This is a genomic window from Picosynechococcus sp. PCC 11901 (assembly GCF_005577135.1).
In the GTDB taxonomy this organism is placed as follows: Bacteria; Cyanobacteriota; Cyanobacteriia; order Cyanobacteriales; family MRBY01; genus MRBY01.
The window spans coordinates 2,340,996-2,367,131 of record NZ_CP040360.1; the positions used below are offsets into that span (position 1 = coordinate 2,340,996).

26 protein-coding genes are annotated in these 26,136 nt (G+C 49.4%); 13 read left to right on the forward strand and 13 right to left on the reverse strand.

The window, feature by feature from the left end:
• Nucleotides 1-18 precede the first annotated feature (18 nt).
• Both FEK30_RS12300 and FEK30_RS12305 read left to right on the forward strand, forming a co-directional pair.
• Entirely contained in the window at nucleotides 19-2,850 is a 2,832-nt protein-coding gene (locus tag FEK30_RS12300; RefSeq protein WP_138073344.1) for a prepilin-type N-terminal cleavage/methylation domain-containing protein, read from the forward strand.
• A gap of 28 nt (nucleotides 2,851-2,878) precedes the next feature.
• On the forward strand, nucleotides 2,879-3,400 hold the full coding sequence (locus FEK30_RS12305; RefSeq protein WP_138073345.1) for a GspH/FimT family pseudopilin: 522 nt from the start codon (nucleotides 2,879-2,881) through the stop codon (nucleotides 3,398-3,400).
• Nucleotides 3,401-3,490: 90 nt separating this feature from the next.
• On the opposite strand, the gene psbQ is transcribed toward FEK30_RS12305, so the two are convergent.
• Together psbQ and FEK30_RS12315 are read right to left on the reverse strand one after the other, a co-directional pair.
• Nucleotides 3,491-3,949, reverse strand: coding sequence for a photosystem II protein PsbQ (psbQ, locus tag FEK30_RS12310; protein WP_223209910.1), 459 nt, complete (start codon nucleotides 3,947-3,949; stop codon nucleotides 3,491-3,493).
• Nucleotides 3,950-4,073: 124 nt separating this feature from the next.
• Nucleotides 4,074-4,925 (reverse strand): alpha/beta fold hydrolase, encoded by an 852-nt coding sequence (locus tag FEK30_RS12315; RefSeq protein ID WP_255447882.1) that lies wholly within the window; start codon nucleotides 4,923-4,925, stop codon nucleotides 4,074-4,076.
• Nucleotides 4,926-5,049: 124 nt separating this feature from the next.
• Here FEK30_RS12315 and mraY point away from each other — a divergent pair, with 124 nt between their 5' ends.
• From mraY to hemC, 4 genes are all read left to right on the forward strand, one after another.
• On the forward strand, nucleotides 5,050-6,144 hold the full coding sequence (gene mraY / locus FEK30_RS12320) for a phospho-N-acetylmuramoyl-pentapeptide-transferase (protein ID WP_138073346.1): 1,095 nt from the start codon (nucleotides 5,050-5,052) through the stop codon (nucleotides 6,142-6,144).
• Nucleotides 6,145-6,200: 56 nt separating this feature from the next.
• Nucleotides 6,201-8,006, forward strand: coding sequence for a penicillin-binding protein 2 (gene mrdA, locus FEK30_RS12325; RefSeq protein ID WP_138073347.1), 1,806 nt, complete (start codon nucleotides 6,201-6,203; stop codon nucleotides 8,004-8,006).
• A 93-nt stretch (nucleotides 8,007-8,099) separates the two neighbouring features.
• Nucleotides 8,100-9,281, forward strand: a complete 1,182-nt coding sequence (tyrS, locus tag FEK30_RS12330) for a tyrosine--tRNA ligase (protein ID WP_315862693.1) — start codon at nucleotides 8,100-8,102, stop codon at nucleotides 9,279-9,281.
• 146 nt (nucleotides 9,282-9,427) lie between these two features.
• Nucleotides 9,428-10,393: a hydroxymethylbilane synthase gene (hemC, locus tag FEK30_RS12335; RefSeq protein WP_138073348.1), complete on the forward strand. Its 966-nt coding sequence runs from the start codon at nucleotides 9,428-9,430 to the stop codon at nucleotides 10,391-10,393.
• 61 nt (nucleotides 10,394-10,454) lie between these two features.
• On the opposite strand, the gene FEK30_RS16780 is transcribed toward hemC, so the two are convergent.
• On the reverse strand, nucleotides 10,455-10,631 hold the full coding sequence (locus FEK30_RS16780) for a hypothetical protein (RefSeq protein ID WP_168191149.1): 177 nt from the start codon (nucleotides 10,629-10,631) through the stop codon (nucleotides 10,455-10,457).
• 269 nt (nucleotides 10,632-10,900) lie between these two features.
• On the opposite strand from FEK30_RS16780, the gene FEK30_RS12340 reads away from it, so the two are divergent.
• The 3 genes from FEK30_RS12340 (at nucleotide 10,901) to FEK30_RS12350 (ending at nucleotide 12,587) form a co-directional block, all read left to right on the forward strand.
• Nucleotides 10,901-11,506 (forward strand): GNAT family N-acetyltransferase, encoded by a 606-nt coding sequence (locus FEK30_RS12340; RefSeq protein WP_041443511.1) that lies wholly within the window; start codon nucleotides 10,901-10,903, stop codon nucleotides 11,504-11,506.
• 64 nt (nucleotides 11,507-11,570) lie between these two features.
• Entirely contained in the window at nucleotides 11,571-12,044 is a 474-nt protein-coding gene (locus FEK30_RS12345) for a hypothetical protein (protein WP_030006998.1), read from the forward strand.
• Nucleotides 12,045-12,128: 84 nt separating this feature from the next.
• Nucleotides 12,129-12,587, forward strand: a complete 459-nt coding sequence (locus FEK30_RS12350) for a hypothetical protein (RefSeq protein WP_065710774.1) — start codon at nucleotides 12,129-12,131, stop codon at nucleotides 12,585-12,587.
• A gap of 87 nt (nucleotides 12,588-12,674) precedes the next feature.
• Here FEK30_RS12350 and trxA read toward each other — a convergent pair whose 3' ends face one another.
• Nucleotides 12,675-12,998, reverse strand: coding sequence for a thioredoxin (trxA, locus tag FEK30_RS12355; protein WP_012307227.1), 324 nt, complete (start codon nucleotides 12,996-12,998; stop codon nucleotides 12,675-12,677).
• Between the two features lie 497 nt (nucleotides 12,999-13,495).
• On the opposite strand from trxA, the gene FEK30_RS12360 reads away from it, so the two are divergent.
• Nucleotides 13,496-14,686 (forward strand): glycosyltransferase family 4 protein, encoded by a 1,191-nt coding sequence (locus FEK30_RS12360; RefSeq protein ID WP_065710775.1) that lies wholly within the window; start codon nucleotides 13,496-13,498, stop codon nucleotides 14,684-14,686.
• Nucleotides 14,687-14,695: 9 nt separating this feature from the next.
• Here FEK30_RS12360 and ilvA read toward each other — a convergent pair whose 3' ends face one another.
• The 7 genes from ilvA to ffh form a co-directional block, all read right to left on the reverse strand.
• Nucleotides 14,696-16,207, reverse strand: coding sequence for a threonine ammonia-lyase, biosynthetic (gene ilvA, locus FEK30_RS12365; RefSeq protein WP_065716511.1), 1,512 nt, complete (start codon nucleotides 16,205-16,207; stop codon nucleotides 14,696-14,698).
• An 81-nt stretch (nucleotides 16,208-16,288) separates the two neighbouring features.
• Entirely contained in the window at nucleotides 16,289-16,612 is a 324-nt protein-coding gene (locus FEK30_RS12370; RefSeq protein ID WP_012307230.1) for a hypothetical protein, read from the reverse strand.
• A 302-nt stretch (nucleotides 16,613-16,914) separates the two neighbouring features.
• Entirely contained in the window at nucleotides 16,915-17,979 is a 1,065-nt protein-coding gene (locus tag FEK30_RS12375; protein WP_138073349.1) for an anthranilate phosphoribosyltransferase family protein, read from the reverse strand.
• Nucleotides 17,980-18,054: 75 nt separating this feature from the next.
• Nucleotides 18,055-19,236, reverse strand: coding sequence for a HEAT repeat domain-containing protein (locus tag FEK30_RS12380; RefSeq protein ID WP_138073350.1), 1,182 nt, complete (start codon nucleotides 19,234-19,236; stop codon nucleotides 18,055-18,057).
• Between the two features lie 122 nt (nucleotides 19,237-19,358).
• Nucleotides 19,359-20,177 carry a DNA adenine methylase gene (locus FEK30_RS12385; RefSeq protein ID WP_138073351.1) on the reverse strand — a complete coding sequence of 273 codons (819 nt, stop codon included), beginning with the start codon at nucleotides 20,175-20,177 and terminating at the stop codon, nucleotides 19,359-19,361.
• A 79-nt stretch (nucleotides 20,178-20,256) separates the two neighbouring features.
• The gene (locus FEK30_RS12390) at nucleotides 20,257-20,631 is read right to left on the reverse strand and encodes a group I truncated hemoglobin (RefSeq protein ID WP_012307234.1); all 375 of its coding nucleotides are present in this window, start codon (nucleotides 20,629-20,631) and stop codon (nucleotides 20,257-20,259) included.
• Between the two features lie 52 nt (nucleotides 20,632-20,683).
• Nucleotides 20,684-22,120 (reverse strand): signal recognition particle protein, encoded by a 1,437-nt coding sequence (ffh, locus tag FEK30_RS12395; RefSeq protein WP_138073352.1) that lies wholly within the window; start codon nucleotides 22,118-22,120, stop codon nucleotides 20,684-20,686.
• A 169-nt stretch (nucleotides 22,121-22,289) separates the two neighbouring features.
• Between ffh and crtD the strand changes: the two genes are divergently transcribed.
• The gene (gene crtD / locus FEK30_RS12400) at nucleotides 22,290-23,789 is read left to right on the forward strand and encodes a C-3',4' desaturase CrtD (RefSeq protein WP_138073353.1); all 1,500 of its coding nucleotides are present in this window, start codon (nucleotides 22,290-22,292) and stop codon (nucleotides 23,787-23,789) included.
• Here the strand turns inward: crtD and FEK30_RS12405 are convergent.
• Nucleotides 23,786-24,331, reverse strand: a complete 546-nt coding sequence (locus FEK30_RS12405; RefSeq protein WP_138073354.1) for a hypothetical protein — start codon at nucleotides 24,329-24,331, stop codon at nucleotides 23,786-23,788. The genes crtD and FEK30_RS12405 overlap by 4 nt on opposite strands.
• Nucleotides 24,324-24,563: a hypothetical protein gene (locus tag FEK30_RS12410; protein WP_012307238.1), complete on the reverse strand. Its 240-nt coding sequence runs from the start codon at nucleotides 24,561-24,563 to the stop codon at nucleotides 24,324-24,326. The genes FEK30_RS12405 and FEK30_RS12410 overlap by 8 nt, the downstream gene beginning before the upstream one ends.
• 105 nt (nucleotides 24,564-24,668) lie before the next feature.
• Here FEK30_RS12410 and FEK30_RS12415 point away from each other — a divergent pair, with 105 nt between their 5' ends.
• Nucleotides 24,669-25,286, forward strand: coding sequence for a peptidylprolyl isomerase (locus FEK30_RS12415; RefSeq protein ID WP_315862694.1), 618 nt, complete (start codon nucleotides 24,669-24,671; stop codon nucleotides 25,284-25,286).
• Between the two features lie 116 nt (nucleotides 25,287-25,402).
• Nucleotides 25,403-26,128 carry an urea ABC transporter ATP-binding subunit UrtE gene (gene urtE, locus FEK30_RS12420; RefSeq protein WP_030006985.1) on the forward strand — a complete coding sequence of 242 codons (726 nt, stop codon included), beginning with the start codon at nucleotides 25,403-25,405 and terminating at the stop codon, nucleotides 26,126-26,128.
• Nucleotides 26,129-26,136: the final 8 nt, after the last annotated feature.

Consider the following 26,136-nt stretch of genomic DNA (forward strand, 5'->3'; position numbering starts at 1 on the left):
TTTGAGGCCTGCAAAACGATGAGACGTTGGCTCCTAAAATATTATTTTAATTTGCTCAATAGACGATCGACCTCACAAGGTAGCCGAGGCTTTACTGTTACAGAAGTGCTCCTGGCGATCACCCTGAGTGGGATCGTGGCTGCCGGTCTTGGCACTGCCCTGGTTGCTACTCTCAATGCCAGCAATCGCACCGAAGCCCGGACCCAGCGCCGTTCTCAACTTAACCGCGCCATTGATTACATCACAGAAGACGTCCGGCGATCGCGTTTTCTTTCCGTTGCCACCACAGATGACGACACCCCCAATGACACCCTGGTTTTAGAATATTTTCCAACCACAGGGGATAATGCTAGTTCGCGAACCATTGAATATTCGATCGCAGAAAAAGATGCGAATTCCCCTTGGGTCGGGCCGATGGTGCTGCGGCGACGAGATTATAGAACAGGTGATGACCCTAGTAACTGGACAGTTCTCGTTGATGCTATTTCTGAAAACACGAGTCTTACCATTGATTGCGCCTCTGGAACTGCGATTGGCAATGCTGGTTTCCGAGCGTGCTTAGAAGTAGGTACATCCGCAACGGGCAATGATGTTTTTAAAGTCGATCTAGCACTCTACGGTGAAGTGAATGACTTTGATGGTAGCAATAATACATCTGAAGTTTTGAGTGTTAATAGTGCTGCTTTTGCCCGGAGTCTCAGTCCAGAAGGAGGCTTTCTGAAAAATCCTTCCATTACTTCAGTGACCTTAAGTAGTGATTTGACGACCGCAACCGTTAACTGGAGTGAAGCCCTCGGAGGGACACAACCCTATTCCTATACCCTTTATCGTTGTAGCGAAGGGCCAGACACCTGCGCCATTGATATTGCCACTTCCGATACTGTTGCGAGTAGCTTAACAACCACAACCTACACCGATAATATTTCCAGCTTATCCCAGGGAAATACCGTTTGTTATGCTGTCAAAGTCACGGATGCAGAAGGAGACATTGGCACGAGTAATCCTGTTTGTGTTGAAATTGTTGACGAACTGATCCCGCCGCAAATTGAAGATATTTGGGAATCCCAAGGAGAAGTGGGCCTTGAATGGCGAGCCGCTTCTGGTGGTGATCCCAACTATGTCTATGGTCTATATCGTTGCGACGTTGCAGGAAATGCAGACGATTGTGACCCCACAACATTGGTGCGCGATCCAGAACTTGCAGATACTTTCTACTTCCCTGATATTGTGACGGGGATCAGCGATGGTCAAAAAATTTGCTATGCCGTCGTTGTCAAAGATCAAGCAGGTGGCGAAGCCCAGAGTGACCCGAAATGCATCATCAAGGGGCAACCCCTCTCTGCACCACCGATTAAAACCATTACGGAACAAGCAGATAATACCGTTGATTTAACTTGGTTGAGTGCCTCTGGTGGTGACTATCCCTATACTTACGATCTATTGCGCTGTGTCAGCCCGTCTATACTTGGTATTATTAATCTTCCAGACTGTACTCCGACCACACCTCTCAATTTAGCGACCCAAGATAAAAGTTTCTCTGGAGATAATATTGCAGCGGTTACCAGTGGTAGTAAAATCTGCTACGCCGTGCAAGTGACAGACAGCAGTGGCGGCACCAAGATTGGCGCAACAGAATGTCTAGTTAAAGATGCGCCCCTTACCGCGCCGGATTCTCTAACAGTGGCCCTTGATGTTAGTAGTGCCGAGATGGACATCACCTGGCCTAATGCGACAGGCGGTACTCCAGGCTATACTTACAATCTCTATCGGTGCGATACAACCAACAGTAGCTGCACGCCCAGCTTGCTGACTTCTGATATTACTTCGGTACATGCAAATAGTGTCAGTGGCATTGCTAGAGGTCGGAATGTTTGTTACGCAGTTCAAGTCAGTGATGCGGACGGCGCAACAGACCAAACAGAAACAGTATGTGCAACAAAAATTGATCCCCTGCTGCTGAGTGGCCTCGTTGTTACCATCGATCCGAGTGCGGCGGCGGCTAATATTGCTTGGAGTTCGATTACAGGGGGAAGTACGGCATCACCAACCTACAATCTTTCTCTGAAACGTTGTACTGGAGAAAACTGTACACCCACCACAGAGGTAGACACCAAACCGACACAAAGTACGGGTAGCGGTAGTTTCACTGATAGTGTTTCTGGCATTGCTGAAGGAACTAACATTTGTTACGCCATTGACGTGACTGACGGTACCCAAACCACCAGTCGTCAAACCTGTACAACCCTCGAAACCAGTCTAGCGGCACCTGTAATTAGCCGGACAAACACCCCTTCTGACATTAAGCCAACGATTAACTGGCCAGCTGTGACTGGAGCAACAGGTTATCGGGTGTTTAGCTGTCAAGGGTTAAGTTGTGATCCATTATCAGGAAGTACAACGAATCTCACCAATCCCACCAATCTTTTGTTTACACCGAGTAGTGATCCTAGTGGTGGTAATCAATGGTGTTTTGCGGTTAAAGCGACTAAAAACTCAATCGTTAGTCCTGCGAGTAACCAAGTTTGCGGAACACAAAATGGTTTATCAATGCCTAGCATCACATCAGTTACATTTGCGAACCCTAATGGTAACAATTATGACTTTACAGTTTTTTGGAATGCAGTGGCTGGGGGCACCGCCTACGACATTTACTCTTGTAAGGGATCTAATTGTTCGACAACTCTTGATCAGTCTAACTTTATAAGCACAAGTGGGAAAGTAAGCAAAAATGGAGTCAAAAAAGGAGATACTTATTGTTTTCAGGTTCAGGCCAAAAGAACGACAACAAGCACTAACCCACTGGATATGAGCCTAGAAAGTAATACTGTATGTCGAACAATTCCACAGTGAGTGATGTTCCATAAAATTTACATGTGTCATGCTGTTTGGACTACCCAAAGTTGAAATTTCTCTTAAAACCCAAGGTTTCACTCTCTTTGAAATGTTAGGAGTGCTGCTATTAGTCGGTATTATGGCAGGAATTGCAACACCTGCACTCCTCGGTTTTTTGGCACGGGCAGGCGCAAGACAAGACTTTACGGCTTTGCAGGGTTTGTTACAACGGACTCAACAGGAAGCCATTCGCCAAAGTCGCACTTGTCGGGTAATTTTGCCCACTAACAATAGTGAAAATGCAAAAGTGTCCTCTGACTGTCGGGTAACGGAAGATGTGGTGCTTGAGAATGTTGTGATCAAATATAACAATGCCAATAGCCAAGCGATTAACTTTAATTACCGAGGTAACACCAGTCCGCTGCGCACTATTGTCCTGGCGGATACCCAGTCTCAATACCAACGTTGTTTAATTATTTCCAATGGGATTGGCGTGATTCGTAAAGGGATTTATGTTGGTGATATTTCAGGCACAGTTTCCGCCAGTTCTTGTGAGACAACAGGTTAATTTATTGAAAAAAAGTAGGTAATAAAAAAAGGCGATCGCCTGACCGCCTCATCACTTTTACAAGGAATTTTTTAAACCAATAAATTTTAATTAGCTTGCTTCAGCATCACCTGGGATCAACTGTAAGAAAGCATCAAAATCCGCAAGGGCATTTCTATATTCCGTTGTGGTCGCAGTTGCGTTCCGGGCTTGGGCCGCAACATCTAGACGTTCTAAATGAGCAAAGATTTCATCGATGAGATCCTTAGCTGCTTTTTGGTCATTCGGCAGCAGGGTATTCGCAAGATAGGTCAGATCACGACGTAGGAACCCGAAAGGCCCGTGAATATAGGTGCGTGTATCTACCCAGTTATCGGCTTGAACAAATTCCCCAAGGGTCTCCATGCCTTCGCGGGCTTCGCTAACAGGCACCATATAGGTTTGGATTTGGGAAATCCGGTCGGGGGTGTAGGTATCAGGTACTTTGACCGCAGGGCTAGAGCAACTGACGAGAAAAGTGGTGATGACCACCAACAGCAAGGACAAAACTGACCGCAAACGTAGCATCATGGTTATGTATTAAAGCTTAATGACGTTATCAGGTTTTCAATTGCCAACATCATCTCACAAACTAGGACTGAGATTAGGTTTTCTGCTGGTGCCATTCATATTTTTTTATGGCCCCCCTAGTTTTCTAAGCAAGAAATTCACTCAATACAGGGGCGATCGCCTCCGGAAAATGCTCCTGGGGATAATGTTTCGCTTCGGGCAAGGCTTCCCATCGGTGGGCGGTTTCTGTTTTGACCCAGTTTTCAATCTGGCCATTGTCTAACCAAGGATCCTGAGTCCCCCAAAGAAATAGGGTCGGCGCAGGCCGATTTTTGAGGCGATCGCCCAAGTCCGGCAAAACTTTGGCTAACTCAAAGCGACGCACCGTCGTCATCAGGGCACGACCCACAGCAGAACTGGTTTTGTAGGGTTTGCGGTAGGTGGCGAGGTCGCTATCACCAATCACGAAGCCACTGCCTTTTTCGAGGGTGCGGTCTACCAACAGTGGATCCTGGGTGAGCATCTCCCCAGCGAGAGGTAGCCCCCACTGCTGCATCACCCAGGGCAGTTTACTCCCCGGCAGGATTGGGCTATTGAGAATTACCAGGCGATCGCAAATTTCTGGTTCGTTGAGGGCAAATAAAACCCCCACATGGCCGAGAAATCCCTGGGTGACAATGTGGCAACGCTCAATTTTTAAAGCATTAAGGAAGTCCTTTAACGCCCCTTGAAACGCCTCGGCTCGGTAGGAAAACTCCCGACTGCTGGGGTAGCTCGAAAAACCAGATCCAGGCCAATCCGGGGCAATACAGTGAAAATTTGCGGCCCCTAAACGTTCCAGCACACCGCGCCAACCGTAACTGTGGGCGGGCAGTCCATGGAGAAAGAGGATCGGCAGGCGGCCATTGTCTTGTTTTTCGGTCTCGCGGTAGAACCAAGTGAGGTTACCGACGGTAATTTTTTCTGTGGCGATCGCCATGGTTTGATTAGCCCCCATAACAGTTAGATGAAATTTTCACTGTGGCATACTCCTCGACCAAAACAAAGTCCCCTAAGTAGAGCGAGATAGAGCCAGGGAGATGCTATCTTTTTGGGGAGTTTGATCAACGCCAAATAACCCCGTGGAAAGCAAATCGTCACTGCCCCTCTTTTTTCAGAAACCCTCTGGCACCCAACTGTTAGGTCTCTTGAGCGCCCTGCTCGTGGGCCTCGCTGTGTTGATTAGCCATCAGCCCCAACTGAACCCTAGCAATATTTTGCCCCTGTGGATTCCGGTTTTGGTCTCGGCGATTGTGACTGGGATCTTTGGGGTGTGGATCGTGCCCCTATTGCGGCGGCTGAAAACGGGTCAAATTATTCGCGAAGAAGGCCCCCAGGCTCACCTCAAAAAAGCGGGAACTCCCACCATGGGTGGCCTCATTTTTCTGCCTGTTGGTCTAATTGCTGGGGTGATCTTTGCGGGGTTCGATCCAGAGGCGATCGCCGTGGCCCTCGTGACCCTCGCCTACGGTGTCATCGGTTGGGTAGACGATTGGCAAGTGCTGCGTCTCAAGTCCAATAAAGGCATTTCTCCCCGGATGAAACTGATCCTGCAAATTGCGATCGCCGTGGTGTTTTGTATTTGGCTTGCCCTCACCGCCCCGGAACTGACGACAATTACCTTTTTTGCGGGACTGAGTTTACCCCTCGGTGTTTTCTTTTGGGCCTTGGCTGGCTTTGCCATGGTCGCCGAAAGTAATGCCACGAACCTCACCGATGGTGTCGATGGGCTGGCCGGGGGCACAGGGGCGATCGCCTTCCTTGGTGTGGGTGCCCTCGCTTTACCCGCACATCCTGGCCTGAGCTTACTCTGCGCTTGCTTGAGTGGGGCTTGTCTCGGTTTTATTTACCACAACCGCAATCCCGCAAAAGTTTTCATGGGGGATACCGGTTCCCTCGCCCTGGGGGGAGGTTTGGCCGCAGCGGGAATTTTGAGCGGCAACATTTGGGGCCTGCTGATTATCAGTGGCATTTTTTGTATTGAAGCCGTCTCTGTCATTGCCCAGGTCAGTTATTACAAAGCCACCAAAGACGAAACCGGTCAAGGGAAACGACTCCTCAAAATGGCCCCGATTCATCATCACCTAGAACTCAGTGGCTGGCCTGAAACCCAGATTGTTGGTGCTTTTTATCTGATCAACCTGGGCTTAGTCCTGCTCAGTTTCATCTTGACCTAAAAAGCCAAATGCGCACGCTAAAATTAGAATCAATTTTCCTTTTTTCCTAGGCACCCATGACCCTCATTTCTCCCCTTGCAAAAGCCTCACGCAAAGAATCGGGTCGCACCGTTGGCCGGGGTGTTCGTCCCTGGGGAATTATGTTTGCCGTTAGCTTGGCACTCCTGGGCGGCATTGGTTCCCGTTTGGCTTTTTTGCAACTCGTTAAGGGAGATGAACTGCGACAAACGGCCCGGAATAATAGCGTCCGCATTGCCCCCAAACCACCGATCCGGGGCAATATGTTTGACCGCCATGGCAAGGTGCTGGCCACCACAAAACTTGCCCATGCCGTCTATGTGTGGCCCGTAGCCCGCACGAGACCCGATTGGCCAAAAACGAAACAATTGCTCTCCCAGTTGGTAGGCATCGCCCCCGCCGAAATTGAAAAGCGCCTAGAATCCCAAGATATTTATGCCACTGAACCCTTGGCGATCGCCCGCAATTTGACCCTTGCCCAAGTTACCGCCATCGAAGAACATCACCAGACCCTTGCCGGAGTAGAGGTGATTATCGAACCGGTGCGTTATTATCCCGAAGGAGATACGGCCTCCCATGTCCTCGGTTACACGAGAGAATTAACCCCCGAAGAATTTGAGACCCGCCAAGCAGAAGGCTATCGCCTCCAGGATTACATCGGTAAATTAGGTCTAGAAGCGTCCCTAGAATCCCGTCTGCGTGGGGAATGGGGCGGCCAAGAAATTCAAGTGGACCGCGATGGTCGGTTTGTGAAAATCCTGGGAGAAAAACCAGCCCAGGCCGGGGAAGATCTGCGTCTTACCCTAGATGCTGAACTTCAAAAGGTTGCCCAGAGGGTTTTGGGACGACGCAAAGGGGCGATCGTTGCTCTCGATCCGCGCAATGGCGATGTCTTGGCGATGGCGAGTTACCCTAACTTTGATCCGAATATCTTCTCCGATCGTATTTCCCCCGAAAAATGGGCCGCGGTCACTGCCCAGGGCGATCCCTTTATTAACCGTGCCATTCGTGGGTTTCCGCCAGCATCGACTTTTAAAGTTGTGACCGCCGCCGCCGGGATGGAATCCGGCAAATATCCAGCCAACACAGTGTTGAGCACCAGTCCTTACCTCGCCGCTGCCGGGGTTCGTTTCTATGAGTGGAACCGGGCTGGTTTTGGGGCCGCTGGCTACGTGAAAGCAATGGCCTGGAGCAGTAACACCTTTTTTGGCCAGGTGGGGCGGGGTGTTGGCGGTGAAACCCTAATTGATTGGTCGCGCCGCTTTGGCTTTGGTTCACCCACTGGCATTGAACTCAACGAAGAAACTAGCGGTCTAATTCCGGATGATGATTGGACCCAAGAGCGCCTCGATCGCCCCTGGAATGTGGGAGACACTGTAAATATGTCCATCGGTCAAGGCTTAACGTTGGCAACCCCTCTACAGGTGGCCCAGATGTTTGCGGTGACAGCGAATGGCGGCTATTTAGTGCAACCCCATCTCGTCCAAACCGATACTCCGGTGAAAACGTCCCTCAACATGGCCCCCAGTACCCTAGAAACTATTCGCCAAGGCTTGCGGGCCGTGGTCACTAACGGTACTGGTACAGTGCTCAATATTCCTGGGATTCCGACGGCAGCGGGAAAAAGTGGCACGGCTGAAGCTCCCCCCCGGGAAAACCATGCTTGGTTCGGTGCCTTTGCTCCCTATGACGAGGCAGAGATCGTTGTCGTCGCCTTTGCAGAACATTCCGGTGGTGGTGGTGGTTCTGTGGCTGGGCCGATGGTGCGCGATGTGATGGCTGCTTATTTTGAATTGAAGGAAAAGGCCGAAAATCCTGAAGCCACAACCGCAACCCCAGAATAGGCAGCTTATCGCTTGGCTGCATTCAATAATCTCGGCAGAATATGGCACAATAGGCAGGTTTAAATTTCCACAATTGAGTTAACAAAATCCCCTGTGAATATGTCTGCGAATCTTGAGTGGCTAACCCGTGGCACTAGCGAAATTTTTCCGGATAATCCTGAAGAAAATTTAGCCCAGGTTCTCCAGACAGGCGATCGCCCCTTGAGGGTCAAATTAGGCATTGATCCGACGGGTTCAGATCTCCACCTCGGCCATAGTATTCCGTTCCGTAAACTGCGTGCATTCCAAGACGCTGGCCACACCGCAGTGGTGATTATTGGCGACTTTACCGCCCAGATTGGCGACCCCACCGGCAAATCAGAAGTGCGCAAACAGCTCAGTGCCGCCGACGTGCAACAAAATGCCGAAACTTATCTAGAGCAACTGCGACCAATCCTCGATTTTGAGACCCCAGGCCGCCTCGAAATTCGCTATAACTCCGAATGGCTCAAGGATTTAGATTTAGCCAAAATCCAAGCACTGCTGGCGACAATGACGGTGCAGCAAATGCTCGCTAAAGAAGGCTTTGCCAAACGTTACCAAAGCGAAAACCCGATTTATATCCATGAGTTTCTCTATCCCCTAATGCAGGGCTATGACTCGGTGGCCGTGGATGCGGATGTAGAACTTGGGGGCACTGACCAAAAATTTAATATTGCCGTGGGGCGGGATCTCCAGCGACACTTTGGGAAAAAGCCCCAATTCGGCCTATTGCTGCCTATCTTGATCGGTACCGATGGCAAAGAAAAAATGTCCAAAAGTCTCAATAACTATGTGGGCCTCAAGGACAATCACCACACCATGTACCAAAAGTTGCAGAATACCCCCGATAGCTTGCTGAAGGACTATTTTGAACTGCTCACTAACCAAGACCTGCAAACCTTGCCGACAAATCCCCGTGACCAACAAAAACTCCTGGCCCGGGACATTGTTACCCAGTTCCATGGGTCTGAAGCGGCGGTAGATGCGGAGAAAGCTGTACAGGATGTTGCCGCTGCCAATATTCCCGAATTTTCCCTGGGCGCAGTGGAATTCCCCTCGCCTCTGTTTTATATTTTGGGGGCTTCTGGCCTGTGTTCCAGCAGTGGGGATGGTCGTCGCCAAATTAAAGGGGGCGCAGTTCGCCTCGATGATGAGCGGATCACGGACATGAATCTCGCCTTTGAGAAGCCGGAGCAATTAGTAGATAAGGTGCTCCGGGTGGGGAAAAAGAAATTTGTCCGCCTCGTGCCCTAGGATTGGGACTCTGATTTTTGGAGATTTCGTGAACAGTTGTAACATTTCCGGCTGTTCTCAGAAAAAATTCTGCGATTAGGGACGGACAACGCGATACCCTAGTTTGAGTCAAAATTTTAAGATCATTTTTATAAATCCGAATTGATATGACCGCTGAGACCCCTTCAAAACGCACTGTGCGGATTGGCTCCCGCAAAAGCCAACTTGCTTTAGTCCAAACCTATTGGGTACGGGATGAGCTCCAAAAGGCTTACCCAGAGATTACCTTTGAAGTCCAAACCATGGAAACCCAAGGGGATAAGGTGCTGGATGTGGCCCTCTCGAAAATTGGCGATAAGGGGCTATTTACCCAGGAACTCGAAGACGGCATGCTCAAGGGAGAGACGGATTTTGCGGTGCATTCCCTGAAGGATTTGCCCACGAATTTGCCTGAGGGGTTGATGCTCGGCTGTGTCACGGAACGGGTTGACCCGGCGGATGCCCTGGTGGTTAACGAAAAGCATCGGGATCAAAAGCTAGAAACCCTCCCAAGCGGTTCGGTGATTGGCACTTCTTCGCTACGGCGTCTGGCCCAACTGCGGCACCACTTCCCCCATTTGGAATTTAAAGATATTCGCGGCAATGTGAATACGCGCCTAGCGAAGTTAGACCGGGGCGAGTATGATGCGATTATTTTGGCGGCGGCGGGTCTGCAACGGCTTGATTTTGGCGATCGCATCCACCAGATTATTTCTAATGATATTTCCCTCCATGCCGTGGGCCAAGGGGCCTTGGGTATCGAATGCCGGGATGGGGATGAGGAGATTTTGGGTCTGTTGCGGCCTGTACTCGAACATGCCGAGAGCCGCGATCGCTGTTATGCAGAACGCTCTTTCCTGCGTCAGTTGGAGGGGGGCTGCCAAGTACCGATTGGGGTCAACACAACCATTGAAGGCGATCGCCTAACCTTAGTGGGGATGGTTGCGAGCCTTGATGGCCAAACCCTCATCCGCGATGAAGTCAGTGGTAGCCGCGCCGATGCAGAGAAATTGGGCATTGAATTAGCCCAAAAGGCGATCGCCCAGGGAGCAGACAAGATTTTGGCTGAAATTAATGAGGCGAACCGCGCCTAATTCCGTAGTTGAGTGATCAATTGCCCCCTCCTCCAGGCGAGGGGGGATTTTTATTACAGCTTTATAACTGGGGTTCTGGTCGATCGGCGGGAATTTCTGGCGATCGCAGTCGATTGTGTTCGCCATAGCCAAGCTGATTCAGGGTCTCGATATCCCCCTTGGGTGATGGAGACTTGGCAGTGGATGGATTTTGGGCGATCGCTTTACGCTGTTTTTTTAGTTTAGATTTTCGTCCCATGGTAAAGATTCCCTCACAATATGCAGTGCCGCTTTCAAACGTGCATTGAAGATGGCATCGGCTCGCCTTCCGTTACTCAAACGCCCTTCATGCAAGACTTGTTTACCGATTGTCGGTGGGCATCATGATCAGAATGGTGGCCCACAAATTTAGAGCCTTACAGATGATTGGCAAAATCTATCCCTCGACAAGCCATTCATAAAATTGGCACAATGGTTTGTGGTTTCAAGTTTTTCTAGAAAAATTTTACCCTTGTTTCCGGAGGCTTGGTGAATCCTCGTCTTTCTTCTGTTTGGAATATCCCGCAACTATCCTCAGTCGATGTGGCCCTCAGCCAGAGTACCCTGAGTATTCGGCCTGCTACCCTGGAGGATGCCCGCGCCCTAGCAACGGTCTTGACCCATAGTTTCCACCACTACCAAGGCACTTGGGGCTGGCTGACGCCTCTCCTGCGCCTGGGGGTCTATGAAGATTTGCACCATCGTCTCAAACAGACCAAAGAGCACCACGCTTGTTTTGTGGCAGCAATGCAAACGGCGACAGCCCAGGAAATTGTCGGCACAGTGGAAATCTCTGTACGTTATTTAAATGCGCTGGCGATCGCCCCCGCCAAAGCCCCCTATATTTCTAATTTGGCAGTAAATCCCCAATACCGTCGCCTGGGCATTGCCCGAAAACTTTTGGCCCGTTGTGAAACCCAAGTTCGTTACTGGCACTATGGCAGTGTGGCCCTCCATGTTTTGGAAAATAATGAAGCTGCCAAACAACTCTATCTCAGTTGTGGGTATGATATTAAATATGCAGAACGTCCCCTAAGTGCTTGGCTCCTGCGTCGGCCGCGCCGTCTCTTTGTCCAAAAGAGTTTATCTCCCTAAGTCTTTTTGTTTCTTAGTTCACCGCCGCTGATGTGGCGATCGCCACTGTTCTTTATCCTTTGCCATGGGCTCTACTCCCCCCTCAACGACAAATTCTCCCATAGACCATCTTGAAATTTTGGCCCAATTGAAGCAGGGAGAGCTTTTGATGGTGAACCCCCGCCGTAAAAATGGACTGATTTTGCGCAAAGCCTACCACGGCGATTTTGCTGGCCCAGGGGCGATCATTGGTGGCGTTTTTGATCAAGATGTAGAATCGGTAATTCCCGTGGGGGCCCTGTCCCTGTTGGTGCCAGCGCCCGGTACTGAGCGGGAAAAAGCCTACCTCATTCGGCGGCAGTGGGTCCGACTCCTGAAGCAGATCACCGACAAACCCGTACCAGAACAGCGGGCCCAAATTATTTTAAATCAGTTTGAAAATTGGTTTGACCTCGACACAGCCGCCCAACTGTCCGATGATGTTTTTGCTGAGTTGGTCGGGGTACTGCCCCAAACCATTGCTAAAGTGCGTAACCGTGTTAACCGCTCAGAAATTTGACAGCAAAATGTTCACCTTTAGATTGTTGTGAACCTCACCTTTAGGGGATGATAGAAACCAGTCACCAAGAGGAGAACAGTTGCTATGGGGGAGAGCATCCCAGAACAGCAGGCGATCGCCGAAACGATTGCCCTCTTAGAATATTATGGCTTTGAACTCAATGGTCAGACCGCTGCAGCCACCATTGAGCAATGGTGTGCCCATAGTCCCGTCGCCTGGGTTCGTCTAGCTGTCCTCGAAGCCCTATATCGGGGGCGCTATAAAAAAATTTCGGTTACGGCAATCCTGCGGGTTTGGCAGCGCTGGGAAAAGCCCCAAGTCCAGTTCAATCGAGAATTTGAAAGCCTGATCTGTGCCGAACTGCCGACCAAAGTCGCCCCCACTCCGCCTGTACAATCTCGCCCCGAAGCCTCTATCGCTTCAGCACTACCGTCCCCAAGTTTAGGCATTGCCACCTTTTCGCCACCACCGGAGTTGGCAAATTCCGATGCCTATCAAAAACTCAAGGCGATCGCCACCCAGCCAGACACTAAAAAACCCTAGGAATACACTAGGGCTGAGTGCAAAAGCCTGATGTTAAATGATGCCGTTGCTGTCTAGGAGTGCGTTGAAGTTCTTAAGAGAATTTTTTTAAAGTTCTTTATCAATCGCAGCAGCGAGGGTTGTTTTGGGCACAGCACCGACTACCATGCTGACCTTTTTGCCCCCTTTGAAAATCATCAAGGTCGGGATGCTCCGAATACCATATTCGCTGGCGACACCAGGGTTTTCGTCAGTATTGAGCTTAAACACCTTGATTTGATCTTGGTATTGTTCGGCGATCTCCTCCACGACGGGAGCAACCATACGACAGGGACCACACCAAGGAGCCCAGAAGTCGACGAGTACAGGGACGTCACTTTCGAGGACTTCTTCTTGAAAGGTTGCGTCTGTGACTGCGGCAGTTTTTGACATGCCTCTAAATTCCTAATTTATACAAGATTTTTCTAAGGATACCTAGGGATTCTAGCATAAAGGCTCCGACCCATCTGGAACTTTAGGCAAAATGATAGAAAATTTTGCGTTTGATGCTTTCTTGAAAACTGAAGGAAAACCAATGCTAGGATATAGCGAGCTTTTTCTATGCTCCATCGCTTAGGGGAATATGACAGCAGCAAACCCTACCAAGAAATGTGATTGATCCCAGGGAGAGTCGGCAACTTTGAGCGCAACAATCTGGTTAAATTACTGACAAAAAAAACGCCCGAATACTATGGCGATTCGGACGAAGTATGGTGTGAGGAGTGAACAAAAACTTTCATTCTTTATCGCAAAAGTTTTTGCCCACCTCTATTGTAAAGGAAAAAAGAGCGTTTGTTCAGACCCACTCGGCGAGCTGTGAAATTTCTTTAAGGGATTAAATGAATGGGGAAAGAAAGGGTATTTTTGCAAGCGGTGAGGGAGATGGAATAATGCGCATCTTAGTACTCAGTTGGGAGTTTCCCCCCCGGGTTGTGGGTGGAATTGCTCGCCATGTGGGGGAACTGTATCCAGAAATTGTCCGCCTGGGCCATGAAGTGCATATGTTGACCTTGGCCACAGGGTTAGCACCAGCCTATGAAATTGTCGAGGGCATCCATGTGCATCGGGTCGTCGTGCCGGATCATCCTGATTTTTTCCAGTGGGTGGGGGCGATGAACCGGGAAATGCTGGCCTATGGTGCTGCTTTTTTAGAAAAAACAGGCTCCTGTGCATTGATCCATAGCCATGATTGGTTAGTCGCTGATGCGGCGATCGCCCTCAAACATCAGTTTAAAATTCCCCTATTGGCCACCATTCACGCCACGGAATATGGTCGTCACAATGGCATTCACACCGACACCCACCGCTACATCGCCCGTAAGGAAAAAATGCTGTCCCACGAGGCCTGGCGGGTGATCGTTTGTAGTCAATACATGCGCCATGAGCTGGAGCGGGCCTTGCAAACCCCCTGGCCGAAAATGGATGTGATTTTTAATGGGATTCGGCCAGAAAAAAAACAACATGCCGTCAGTTTTGACCGTCAGTCTTTTCGTCGTCAGTTTGCCCCCGATGACCATCGAATTGTCTATTATGTGGGACGTTTAACCTACGAAAAAGGAATTAATGTGCTCCTGAGTGCGGCGCCTCGGATTCTGGAGGTGATGCGGGGGAAAGTCCGGTTTGTGATTATTGGGGGGGGCAATGGCGATCGCCTGAAGGAACAGGCTTGGAATTTGGGCATCTGGGAACAGTGTAATTTCACGGGATTTATGTCCGACGAGGATTTAGATAAGTTCCAAACCATCGCCGATTGTGCCGTGTTCCCTAGTTTGTATGAGCCGTTTGGGATTGTTGCCCTCGAAAGTTTTGCGGCGAAAGTCCCGGTGGTGGTGTCCAATACGGGAGGCTTACCGGAGGTGGTCACCCACGGCGAAACGGGCATTGTCACCTATGCGAATGTGGCCAGTTCCCTCGCCTGGGGAATTTTGGAGGTCTTACAACACCCAGAATATGCCAAAATCCTCGTAGAAAATGCCTACGCGGATCTGCCCCGGCGTTTTAATTGGGCAAAATTGGCGATCGCCACGGAGCAGGTTTACCAACGTGTGGTTCAAGAGCGGGCTGCCGTGCTTTGGGAGTAGGACAAAACCTTAGCCCAAAAAGAGCTTGTAGGCGGGATTTTGATTTTCGTCCCAGTAACGATAGCCGAGTTGGTCGAGAAACGTTTGCCAATCGTCCATTTCTGCCGGAGGCACCTGGACGGCGATCGCAATCCTTCCATAATCAGCACCATTATTGCGATAGTGAAACCCACTGATATTCCAATGGGGGCTCATGGTATCGACAAATTTCATCAACGCCCCTGGATATTCAGGAAACTCAAAGCGATAGAACAACTCATGGGTTGCCTTGGGACTGCGGCCACCGACCATGTGACGCAGGTGTAATTTCGTCAGTTCGTCATCGGTGAGATTGAGGGTTTTAAAGCCATTCGCTTCGAAGGTTTCGGCGAGGGTCTTAATTTCACTGCGGTCAGCAATTTGTACCCCCACAAAAATATGGGCTTCCTGTTCATCGGCAATGCGATAGTTGAATTCCGTTAAATTGCGATCGCCCATGCAACGGCAAAATTTCCGCAAACTGCCCGGTTGTTCTGGGATTGTCACGGCAAAAATTGCTTCTCGCCCTTCCCCTAATTCGGCTCGCTCGGCCACAAACCGCAGGCGATCAAAGTTCATATTGGCCCCACAGGCAACGGCCACTAAGGTTTCGTCCTGAATGCCTTCCCGCTCCACATAGGCTTTCATCCCGGCGATCGCCAATGCCCCAGCCGGCTCCAAAATAGAGCGGGTGTCCTCAAATACATCTTTAATGGCCGCACAGGTATCATCGGTGGAGACCAGAATAATTTCATCGACATATTCCTGGCACAGGCGAAATGTTTCTTCCCCGACATAGCGCACCGCCACCCCATCGGCAAACAACCCCACTTGGGATAACTGCACCCGTTCCCCTGTTGCAAGGGATTGTTTCATAGCATCGGCATCCACAGGTTCGACGCCAATAATTTTGATCTCCGGCCGCACCCGCTTCACATAGGCCGCAATGCCTGCAATTAATCCGCCGCCGCCAATCGCCACAAAAATCGCGTGGATGGGCTGTTGGCACTGGCGTAAAATCTCCATGCCGATGGTGCCCTGGCCAGCGATGACATAGGGATCATCAAAGGGATGAATGAGCGTTAAGCCCTGTTCCTCCGAGAGTTTGCGGGCGTGGGCGTAGGCATCATCATAGGCATTTCCATGCAGGATCACCTCGCCACCCCTGGCTTTAACGGCATTGATCTTGACCTGGGGTGTCACCACAGGCATTACAATCACTGCCCTCGTGCCCAACTTTGTCGCGGCAAGGGCCACCCCCTGGGCATGGTTTCCGGCGGAGGCAGCGATCACGCCACATTGCAGTTGCTCTGGGGTTAGGTGCGCCATCTTGTTGTACGCGCCCCGCAGCTTAAAAGAAAAGACCGACTGCATATCCTCCCGCTTCAATAGCACATGGTTGTGCAGGCGGCGCGAAAGATTGGGGGCCATTTCGAGGGGAGTTTCTTGGGCTACGTCGTAAACGCGGGCATTTAAAATTTGGATCAAATAATCGCAATGCATAGGGCGATCGCCAACGGGAATTTTAGGACAGATAAAGTGTGAGGATTTTACTGTAACCCCATCCCGTCAATCCACGAAAGTCTAGTTCAACGAAAAGGTTAATTTCTTGAGGGGCGATCGCCAATCTCGCGTTGTTTTCTTGGGGAGAGGTGGGGCTTGGCATTCCGGTTGTACCACGGGGACTAGGTGCTGCTCTTCAACCACCAGTTGCCCATTATCTAAAGCTTGTCGCCATTGTTTGCCCTGTTTCCAAGCCTGATATTTGCGGACATTCCAACGGGGATTGCTGGGATAACCCGCAAAGCCAGACCGCAGCGCAGGATGACTTTCCCTAGGGATCGCAGTTTCGATGTAAATGCCTTCGGCCAATTCCACCAACCGTTGTACAGCATGGTTTGTCATCATCTGACTCTGCCTCCCTAATGTCAACGAATATTACAAGATCACATTACCCTTTACTAAATGCACCAAAAAACAAGACTGGCTTTTGGTATCAATGGTTGAGAAAAACGCCAGGCGAAATTTCTCACATTCACATATATAACGATGGACCGCCACAAAAAACAAGCCCAGTCCTTTTATTAACGAAAAAGTATTATTCCGGTATCTTCCCTTTAGTCTAGACGGAAAACGTTGTTTTTACAAATTTTTAAGATTGTGAACAATAAAAATATTAGATGGCAATCATTGGTGTGATTGTTGAAATTTTAGGAGGCGATTCTTGCCCCTAAATCAGCCTTGAGGGCCGTGAGGGTTGCTTGTAATTTTCCGGTTTTGACCCAGGTTTGGGCTAAATCTAAACCACTTTGGAGATCTTTGACTTGCCCACAATGCCACAAATAAAAGCCCCCATTCCACACAGCAGAATCGGTTAGCGGTGAAGGCTGTCCCTGGAGAAGCGCGGCGAGATCTTGATAGTATTGCTCCGGGCTTTCTAGGTGAATGTCTTCACCCCCTAAACCGTAGTCATAGGGATTGGGTTTGAGATAGACAAATCCATCGGCGGATTCGGTTTGATTGGTGACCACAATGGTGGTCTGGGAAATCCGTAGATCGCCACTACCTTCTAAGCCCTTGATCAGGGTGTAGGGAGGATTGCCCCGTTCTGTAAAAGTATCGCGAATAATCACTTCGGTGGGGGGGTGTACATAACCCGCGATGGTGTGGGCTTGGCGATCGCCAGAGGGCGACCAGACCAATTCGAGGGTTGCCAGGGACGGGCGTTTGCCTAATTCTTCACGGTAGGAAATCAGGGTTTGGCTAGCGGGCAGGAGCGTCGGCGTATAGCAGCAGGCAAAGTGGGTGCGCTGGAAGTAGCTTTGTAGTTGCGCAAAACTGAGGGCTTGGAAATCGAGGCCCAGGGCTTGCCAAATTTCTCCGAGGGGGAGGCCATATTTCGTCGGCAGGCGATCGCCACCGTGCATGAGCACGGGCACCCCAGCGGTTTTAAGGATCAAAGCCGTGATTGGTGCAATGGGGGCTGTTTTGGTGCGGCCATCGTAGGGAATCCCTAGGATAAATACTTTTTCTCCGTTGGGGAGGGGGTCTAATTTTTGGCTGCGGCGGTCATAGGCATCGAGCATCCCTGCCAGTTCTACCCCGGTGGGTCGTTTAATCCGTTGGGAAATGAGGAAGGCCCCGATTTGGGCGGGAGTCGCGGTACCATCGAGCATCATGTCTAGGGCGATCGCCGCTTCGGCACGGGTCAAACTTTTGCTGGTGTGTTTACCGCTGCCAACTTTCTTCAGTAGCTCACGAAATTCGGTACTCATGGGGCCTTGCTGTGGGTGGGGAATGGATGTTCTCAGATTAAGAAATAATTAGCTTAACTGATTGGCTTCTAAAAATCAGCTAACTTCGGAACTTGCGGCGATGCCAATTTTTTTCAGGGCGGCGATCGCATGGAGTTGGATCGGTTTGTCGGGGCTTTGGCTAAAGGCAGTTAGCAAAGCCTGGGCGCGGAGATCCTGGAGCTGGCCGAGGGCATAAATGAATGCTTGTTGAATCGGCAGGGGTTGGGGCTGGGAAACCTTTTGCCAAAACTGCAGCAAAATTGTTGTTCCCTGCCCCCGCAGGTTCGGTTCGGTGATTCGGCCAAATGCCTTGAGGGTTTCTAAAACTACTGCGTCAGCCCCATGGTAAAGCAAGGGTTCGAGCCGGGTTAAACTTTCTGGAATGGCTAACCAACCGAGGGCTTGGATCAGGTTACATTGCAAGGGTTCGGGCGTATGGGGAGATTGCAGCACGGTGGCGATCGCCTCGGCAGCCTGGGGAATCGGGAAACGACTGAGGGTAAACCCGGCCTGGGCACAAACCTCCAGGTTGAAATCGTAGAGCAACGGCTGTACTTTTTCGCACAACAAAACCGGATCAACGGACTGGCCCCAAAAGCCCAAACCCTTAACTGCTTCCCGACGCACTGGGGCCGCCGTATCTGTGAGGGCAGACAACAGGGCGGTAAAAATTTCTGGTTGGCGAAATTGACTGAGGGTTTCAATGGCTAAGGAACGGATTTGCGGATCTGGATCATCAATGACCGTCAGCAGGGGATCAATAATTTGCGGATAGCGTAATTTACAAAGGGCGTTTACGGCGAGGCTACGACTTTCTGGCTTGGCCAACAGCGGCACTAAATAATCCACGGCCTTTCCTTCTAGCTGCACCAACGTTCTCATGATTTCTTCGAGGAGGAATTCTTCTGAACAATGGTCAATGAGCAAGATCAGACGGGCGATCGCCTCAGGATCTTGGTATTGTCCCAAAATACGAATCGCAAACCACCGTAATTCTGTTTCAGCGGTGTGATCTTCAGCGATGCCTAGGAGAGGGGCGATCGCTGTTGGGCCTAATTTTGCAAAAACCTTAACCAGTCGCCAGCGTTCTTGAAATGTTCCTTCCCGGAGTAACTGAAAGGCCCAGGCTTGGGCGGTGGGTTCCTGGCGAAGATCCGCCGTTGTACATAACTGCAAAAATTCCTGGAGTGTTGGCTGTTGGGCAACATCAGACAGTGCTGTATTTCTTCGCCCCATGAATTCACTCCCCTTACCAAGACATAAAAAGTTGACAGACCTTCAAGGTAAGTTCCTCTCGCCGGAAAACTGGTATCACAATTTACAGGGTGCCTGAAATAGTTGCAGAAATTGCATGAACCCTATGTATTCAACAAATCTTTTGCTGCCAAATTACGGAAGGCGAGCATCTCTTTAGCCGGAGTGCGATCGCCGTTGCAGGCAATGCGTCGTGGGGCGCTTAAGGTCGTCACGGTAAAACCCAAACTTTGATACAGATCTAAAATTCTGGGCGTGGCTTGGTTAGAGGCAATTGTTGGCGCGGTTTGTGCTGCTAGCCAGGTGGCTAATCGCTCTTGATCGGCCCAACTAAACCCCCCGGCGGCATACTGACGAAACTCCACATCATAGGGCGGATCAGCATAAATAAAACTATGGTCAGCAACTGGAATTTTCTCAAAATCTCCCCATTGAAACTGCCAAGCTTGAAATAACTTTTTGTAGGCAAAAAAATCATCCTTATAGTTAATCGAACGATATCGCCCGAAAGGGACATTAAATTTTCCCTGGGAATTGAATCGACACAAGCCATTAAACCCAGTCCGGTTTAAATAATAAAATAAAATCGCGGCTTCTTGGGTCTCGCTCTGATTATTTTCAATCAATTCATTAAAACGGTCTCGGCATTGATAATAAAAGCCAGCATCATTTGCCATTAAAATACTACTTTTTAGGCCTTTTTTGAGCTGCTGATAAAAATTAATTAAATGGAAATTAACGTCATTTAAAATTGCTTTTTGCGGAACCAAACCCAAGGCGATCGCCAAGCCACCACAAAACGGCTCAATTAATTGATAGTCTTGGTAGCCTTGCCAAATTAACCGTAATTTAGGGACTAACCAACGCTTACCCCCAGCCCACTTTAGGGGCGGTTTTAACTGCTCTGAATTAATCATAGCCATAAAAAAGATGGGGCTTTTTGGTCATTGTTCCCCATCCATCGTCTGATTTCACTGTGCAATGGTCGATCGATACTAACGACTAACGGTTTAAAACATCATTGCGGTGCTGCACTGAACCCACAATGGTGACGACTTCATCGATTAAATCTTGGGACACATTTAATTCCTGGAGGGTCAACACCAAATTTTCGGCGATCGCATCGAAATGGACATCCGTTAGACCCGCATTTTCAACTAAGTCCTGATGGGCAGCCCGCATCGAACGGCCCGGAAAGCGATCCGTGCCCCCAAAAGCATAGGTCATAAAATCCTTTTGGTGTTGCTTCTGTTTGGCCATGTCAGTATTGACAAAAAAACGATTAACTCGTTCATCGGCCAGAACCTTACCGTAGAATTTTTCCACCGCCAGATCAACTGCCGCTGCGCCGCCTAACTTTTCATACAAACTAGCCATGGACGAATCTCCGTTTATTTGGCACCATTTCATTCATCGTAGCAACGAAAACCTAGAGGTCAGCAAAACCTTTTTTCTTTTTCGCCTTTTTCTTTTTCTTCGGTGCGCCACCACGACCGGGACGTCCGCCCATCCCAGGCATTCCCCCACCGAACAGATCACCGAGTCCACCCATTCCAGGTAAGCCTCCCCCTTGACCCATCTGCTGCATCATTTTCCGCATCCGGGTAAAGTCAGCAATGAGTTTTGAGACATCTTTTTCTGATAACCCAGAGCCCTTGGCAATACGGGTGCGACGTTTGGGCGTTTGGGCTAATACATCCGGATTTTTGCGCTCCTCCTTGGTCATGGAGTTGATCATGGTCTCCACGCGCTTTAGTTGCACTTCCCCCTGTTCGAGCATATTTTTATCAATCTTGTTACCCATGCCAGGGATGAGCTTCAGCATGCCGCCCAGGGAGCCCATATTTTTTAACAGGCGCATCTGTTTGAGAAAGTCATCAAAGTCAAAGCGGGCTTCGAGTAACTTGGCCTGCATTTCCTCGACGTCGGACAGATCAACGGCTTCCTGGGCCTTTTCAACGAGGGTGAGTACATCGCCCATGTTGAGGATACGGGACGCTAAACGGTCTGGATAGAATGGTTCTAGGGCTTCTACTTTTTCACCAACCCCAATAAATTTGATCGGTTGACCAGAGATCATCCGCACAGATAGGGCCGCACCACCTCTGGTATCCCCATCCATCTTGGTGAGAATGGCCCCGGTAACGCCAATTTCTTCGTGGAAGGTGCGGGTTAAACTAGCAGCCTCTTGGCCCGTCATCGAGTCAACGACTAACAAAGTATCGTCGGGATTAATGCTTTCTTTAATTTGCTTGAGTTCGGCCATCATGTCGGCATCGATCTGCAAGCGACCCGCCGTATCCACGAGGACGACATCAACACCGAGTTCTTTGGCTTTTTCAACCCCTTGTTTGGCAATGTCAACGGGATTGGCGTCACTGCCCAGGTCGAACACGGGCACGTCAATTTGTTCACCGAGGGTTTTCAGCTGATCGATCGCCGCTGGACGGTAAACGTCGGTTGCGACCATCAGAGCAGTTTTATTTTGCTTGCGGAGATAGAGGGAAAGTTTGGCGGTGGCGGTGGTTTTCCCCGTCCCCTGCAGCCCGGCCATGAGAATTACGGAGGGCTTATTTTCTGCTTCGGCGAGGGGAACGTTGCTTTCCCCCATGATTTTGACGAGTTCGTCGTAGACAATTTTGATGAACTGTTGCCCTGGGTTAACGCCAGAAATAACTTCTGCACCGACTGCCGCTTTTTCCACATCAGAAATAAAGCCCTTGACCACCTGGAGGTTGACGTCGGCTTCGAGGAGGGCGCGACGAACTTCCTTTAGGGCTTCTTTGATGTTAGATTCGCTGATTTTGTCCTGGCCCCGGAGGGATTTCCAGGCATCTTCTAGGCGTTCGGCTAGGGCGTCAAACATAGGTCTTTTCTCTGGGTGGGCTGTTTAGTGACTGTCTAAATACTTTACCAAGTTGCGGACTGTAGCAGGTTCGGCAATCTCTCTTTATCAGGGGCGATCGCCTTTTTGTCAAGAAAGGCAAAATTTTGGACAATAGGGAAAGGTAAAGAATTGTAACGGATGTTTCGGGATGAGTAAGGGCAAGATTGCGGTTATTGGGGCGGGCATTGGTGGCTTAACGGCGGCGGCTCTGTTGGCGAAACGGGGCTACGATGTCACGGTCTATGAACAGGCGGCGATCGCCGGGGGCTGTGCATCCACTTTTAAGCGTCGGGGTTTTACCTTCGATGTAGGGGCGACCCAGGTGGCGGGCTTAGAAGCAGGGGGGATTCACCAGCGTATTTTTCAAGAATTGGACGTCGCTTTACCCGAAGCCACAGTTTGTGATCCGGCTTGTGCGGTGTTTTTACCGGGCGAAACAGAACCCATCAACGTTTGGCGTGATGCGGAAAAATGGGAAGTTGAACGCCTTAAACAATTTCCCAAAAGTGAAAAATTTTGGCATTTATTAAAGATTTTATTTGCGGCGAGTTGGCAATTTCAAGGCCGCGATCCGGTGGTGCCACCCCGTAATCCTTGGGATATTTTCCAATTGATTAAGGCATTTCGTTTAGATACATTGATCACAGTTCCCTTTGCTTTGATGACGGTTTTAGACGCGTTGAAATTATGTGGTGTTGCGGCAGATCAAAGATTAAAAACTTTTTTGGATTTGCAGTTAAAGCTGTACTCCCAAGTTGATAGTTCCGAAACCGCACTACTCTACGGTGCGACGGCCCTCGCCGTTTCCCAAACGCCCCAAGGTTTATTTCATCTCCAGGGTAGTATGCAAGCCTTGAGCGATCGCCTGATCGAAGCCCTCGAAAAACATGAGGGGAAATTACTCACTCGCCACCGCATTAAGGAAATTAACTTGGGTCAAACCAAGCCTCAATTAACAGTCTTTGATCAGCGTCAAAATGAAATTGTTACACAAGCCTTTGATCACGTAGTCGCGAACACTACGGTTCAAGATTTAATTAAAATTTCAGAGCATCCGCCCGAATCAATTTTTAAAAAAATCTATCAAAAACGCATTGAAAATTTGCCCGATCCATCGGGGGCCTTTGTCATTTATTTAGGGGTCAAGGAAGCGGCAATTCCCAAAAATTGTCCACCTCACCTGCAATTTCTCTATGATTATGACCAAGCAATTGGCGAAAATAATTCCCTCTTTGTTTCGGTGAGTAAGCCGAATGATGGTCGCGCCCCAGAGGGTCATCGAACGATTATCGCCTCCTCTTTTGTCGATCCTGATCCTTGGTTTGGGGAAGATTACGCCGAACGGAAGGAGCGTTATACCCAGGAGGCGATCGCCAAATTAAATCGCTATTTTGACCTTTCCCCAGAAAATATCATTGTTCAAGAAGCCGGAACGCCGCGCACCTTTGCTTTCTATACGGCCCGACACAAAGGCTTTGTTGGCGGTGTGGGACAGCGAATTTCCACCTTTGCGCCCTTTGGATTCGCCACCAGAACACCGTTTAAAAATGTTTGGCTCGTGGGAGATTCTGTCCATCCGGGGGAAGGTACGGCTGGGGTAAGTTATTCTGCCCTGACCGCTGTACGCCAAATTGAACAGGTCAGCTAAACAGCCAATAGATGAGCTTCAATTTTTTTCATTCGTTGATTAAATTCTCGCCAATGATCTCGATGAAAGAGATATTGATTAATGTCTGCAATTTCTTGGGCGATCGCCACTTGTTCTTCTGAAACTAAACCCTGTTTAAATAGCCATTGAGCAACCCTTGACCAACTCCAGATCATTGATTTTTGACTCATCCCAGAAATAGGTAACGGAAAATTGCCTGTACCTCTTTCACCATTAATGAGCAAACGTACATATTCACGACTTTTTTGGATACGACGCGCTATTTCCGACACTGTCACTAAATCATCTGGCTGAATACTATCGACACGAATCTTAGGTTGAGCAATACTTTCAACTTGACGAATCGCCGACCAAACGGCTTCAGTAAAAGAAGTTGCTTCACGATCAAAATCTAGATAAACTACACCATTACGGGTTAATAACGAAGCATCGTCGCAGCCTGCTTCAAAAATGCGATCAACAAGCTGTTCATCAAAGTCGCGAACATTTGCTAAAACCAACGAAAATTCATAATTATTCATTGTTTTCTGAATGGGAACATTGTTTAATGGCTTTTCTGATTTGCTTAGCATGATTTTCAGGATTGCGGGGTGTAGACAGAACTGATTTTTTACAACCCAAACGATTATGTTCTGGACAAAGCAAAACCCCAAAAGCATGGGCAGAACCACTAGATTTTTTGAATGTCCAACCTTGCTCTAATGCTTCTTGTATGGCGGCCGCGATTTCTTTGTTGTGGTGTAGCTTGCCCATTGACGTCCCATGTTACTGGTCATCTTTATTTTGATTGGAATAGTAATACTCAATCTAGCCCTGCAGTTGCCATATGTCAACTGCCAATAACGTTGTGGATGAAGAATGTACTTCTCGATTTCTTTACGGGCGATCGCCCCTGACCACCCTTGCAGTACCATTTGGTTAAAGAGACGACATTTTTTAGGACAAGAAATCGTGAGCGAACAGCCCAACCCCAAAGTTTTTTTTGATATCACCATCGGCGGCGAAAGTGCCGGACGCATTGTTTTTGAACTACGGGCCGACGTTGCCCCCAAAACCGCTGAAAATTTCCGCGCCCTCTGCACTGGCGAAAAAGGCATCGGCAAACGGGGCAAACCCCTCCATTTCAAAGGCTCTAAATTCCACCGGGTGATCCCTAGATTCATGTGCCAAGGGGGAGACTTTACCAATGGCAACGGCACTGGCGGTGAATCCATTTATGGAGACACTTTTGAAGACGAAAGCTTTGAACTACGCCACAACGTACCTGGGTTGCTGAGTATGGCGAACCGTGGCCCCAATACCAATGGCTCTCAGTTCTTTATCACCACAACCTTAACCGATTGGCTTGATGGTAAGCACGTGGTTTTCGGTAAGGTTATCGAAGGTATGGATGTAGTCAAAGCCATGGAGGCCCAAGGTTCTGGTAGTGGTGCCCCGAAACAGGAAATTGCGATCGCCGATTGTGGTGAGCTCTAAATCTGGCAGCGCGGGACGCATTTAAAAAAATACTGCTGTTTTTGTTACGAAATGGGGGGAGAATTCCTGTCTATGATTAGGGAGCCAATATTCCCCCTTTTTGTTTTTCTGAAACCATGACCCAAGCTAACGATGCCCCAGTTCTGAATGTTTCTGATCTCAATGTCTATTACGGTGAAAGTCACATTTTGCGGAATGTGGATTTGAATGTGCCCCAAGGGGAGATGGTTTGTCTAATTGGTCGCAATGGCGTCGGCAAAACAACGCTTCTGAAAACAATTATGGGATTGTTGCCGCCCCGCACCGGAAAACTGCGTTTTATGGGCCAGGAAATTAATTCCCTCGCGACGGATCGCCGTGCCCGGTCTGGGATTGGCTATGTTCCCCAAGGACGAGAAATTATTCCCCGGGTCACGGTCAAGGAAAATCTCCTCCTCGGCCTAGAAGCTTTACCCAAGGGCCGTCGCAATAAGAGTAATATTCCCTCAGAAATTTTGAATTTATTCCCAATGCTTAAGGAGATGCTGCACCGGATGGGGGGCGATTTGAGTGGGGGGCAGCAGCAGCAGTTGGCGATCGCCCGTGCTTTAATGGGCCGACCAAAGTTACTAATCCTGGATGAACCCACCGAAGGAATTCAGCCGTCGATCATTTTAGAAATCGAAGCGGCTGTGAAACAAATTATTGCGGAAACGGGGATTTCAGTGCTTTTAGTCGAGCAACACTTGCACTTTGTGCGCCAAGCTGACCGTTACTACGCGATGCAGAAAGGGGGCATTGTTGCTTCTGGGAGTACCCATGAGTTAAGTCAGGCTGTCATCCAGGAATTTTTGGCCGTTTAATTCAGTAA

What these genes read in the sequence shown, in the direction of transcription:
- FEK30_RS12300 (WP_138073344.1), top strand. Translation starts at nt 19, where the DNA reads ATGAGACGTTGGCTCCTAAAATATTATTTTAATTTGCTCAATAGACGA.
- FEK30_RS12305 (WP_138073345.1), top strand. Translation starts at nt 2,879, where the DNA reads ATGCTGTTTGGACTACCCAAAGTTGAAATTTCTCTTAAAACCCAAGGT.
- psbQ (WP_223209910.1), bottom strand. Translation starts at nt 3,949, where the DNA reads ATGATGCTACGTTTGCGGTCAGTTTTGTCCTTGCTGTTGGTGGTCATC.
- FEK30_RS12315 (WP_255447882.1), bottom strand. Translation starts at nt 4,925, where the DNA reads ATGGGGGCTAATCAAACCATGGCGATCGCCACAGAAAAAATTACCGTC.
- mrdA (WP_138073347.1), top strand. Translation starts at nt 6,201, where the DNA reads ATGACCCTCATTTCTCCCCTTGCAAAAGCCTCACGCAAAGAATCGGGT.
- hemC (WP_138073348.1), top strand. Translation starts at nt 9,428, where the DNA reads ATGACCGCTGAGACCCCTTCAAAACGCACTGTGCGGATTGGCTCCCGC.
- FEK30_RS16780 (WP_168191149.1), bottom strand. Translation starts at nt 10,631, where the DNA reads ATGGGACGAAAATCTAAACTAAAAAAACAGCGTAAAGCGATCGCCCAA.
- FEK30_RS12345 (WP_030006998.1), top strand. Translation starts at nt 11,571, where the DNA reads ATGGGCTCTACTCCCCCCTCAACGACAAATTCTCCCATAGACCATCTT.
- FEK30_RS12350 (WP_065710774.1), top strand. Translation starts at nt 12,129, where the DNA reads ATGGGGGAGAGCATCCCAGAACAGCAGGCGATCGCCGAAACGATTGCC.
- trxA (WP_012307227.1), bottom strand. Translation starts at nt 12,998, where the DNA reads ATGTCAAAAACTGCCGCAGTCACAGACGCAACCTTTCAAGAAGAAGTC.
- FEK30_RS12360 (WP_065710775.1), top strand. Translation starts at nt 13,496, where the DNA reads ATGCGCATCTTAGTACTCAGTTGGGAGTTTCCCCCCCGGGTTGTGGGT.
- ilvA (WP_065716511.1), bottom strand. Translation starts at nt 16,207, where the DNA reads ATGCATTGCGATTATTTGATCCAAATTTTAAATGCCCGCGTTTACGAC.
- FEK30_RS12370 (WP_012307230.1), bottom strand. Translation starts at nt 16,612, where the DNA reads ATGATGACAAACCATGCTGTACAACGGTTGGTGGAATTGGCCGAAGGC.
- FEK30_RS12375 (WP_138073349.1), bottom strand. Translation starts at nt 17,979, where the DNA reads ATGAGTACCGAATTTCGTGAGCTACTGAAGAAAGTTGGCAGCGGTAAA.
- FEK30_RS12380 (WP_138073350.1), bottom strand. Translation starts at nt 19,236, where the DNA reads ATGGGGCGAAGAAATACAGCACTGTCTGATGTTGCCCAACAGCCAACA.
- FEK30_RS12385 (WP_138073351.1), bottom strand. Translation starts at nt 20,177, where the DNA reads ATGGCTATGATTAATTCAGAGCAGTTAAAACCGCCCCTAAAGTGGGCT.
- FEK30_RS12390 (WP_012307234.1), bottom strand. Translation starts at nt 20,631, where the DNA reads ATGGCTAGTTTGTATGAAAAGTTAGGCGGCGCAGCGGCAGTTGATCTG.
- ffh (WP_138073352.1), bottom strand. Translation starts at nt 22,120, where the DNA reads ATGTTTGACGCCCTAGCCGAACGCCTAGAAGATGCCTGGAAATCCCTC.
- crtD (WP_138073353.1), top strand. Translation starts at nt 22,290, where the DNA reads ATGAGTAAGGGCAAGATTGCGGTTATTGGGGCGGGCATTGGTGGCTTA.
- FEK30_RS12405 (WP_138073354.1), bottom strand. Translation starts at nt 24,331, where the DNA reads ATGAATAATTATGAATTTTCGTTGGTTTTAGCAAATGTTCGCGACTTT.
- FEK30_RS12410 (WP_012307238.1), bottom strand. Translation starts at nt 24,563, where the DNA reads ATGGGCAAGCTACACCACAACAAAGAAATCGCGGCCGCCATACAAGAA.
- FEK30_RS12415 (WP_315862694.1), top strand. Translation starts at nt 24,669, where the DNA reads ATGTACTTCTCGATTTCTTTACGGGCGATCGCCCCTGACCACCCTTGC.
- urtE (WP_030006985.1), top strand. Translation starts at nt 25,403, where the DNA reads ATGACCCAAGCTAACGATGCCCCAGTTCTGAATGTTTCTGATCTCAAT.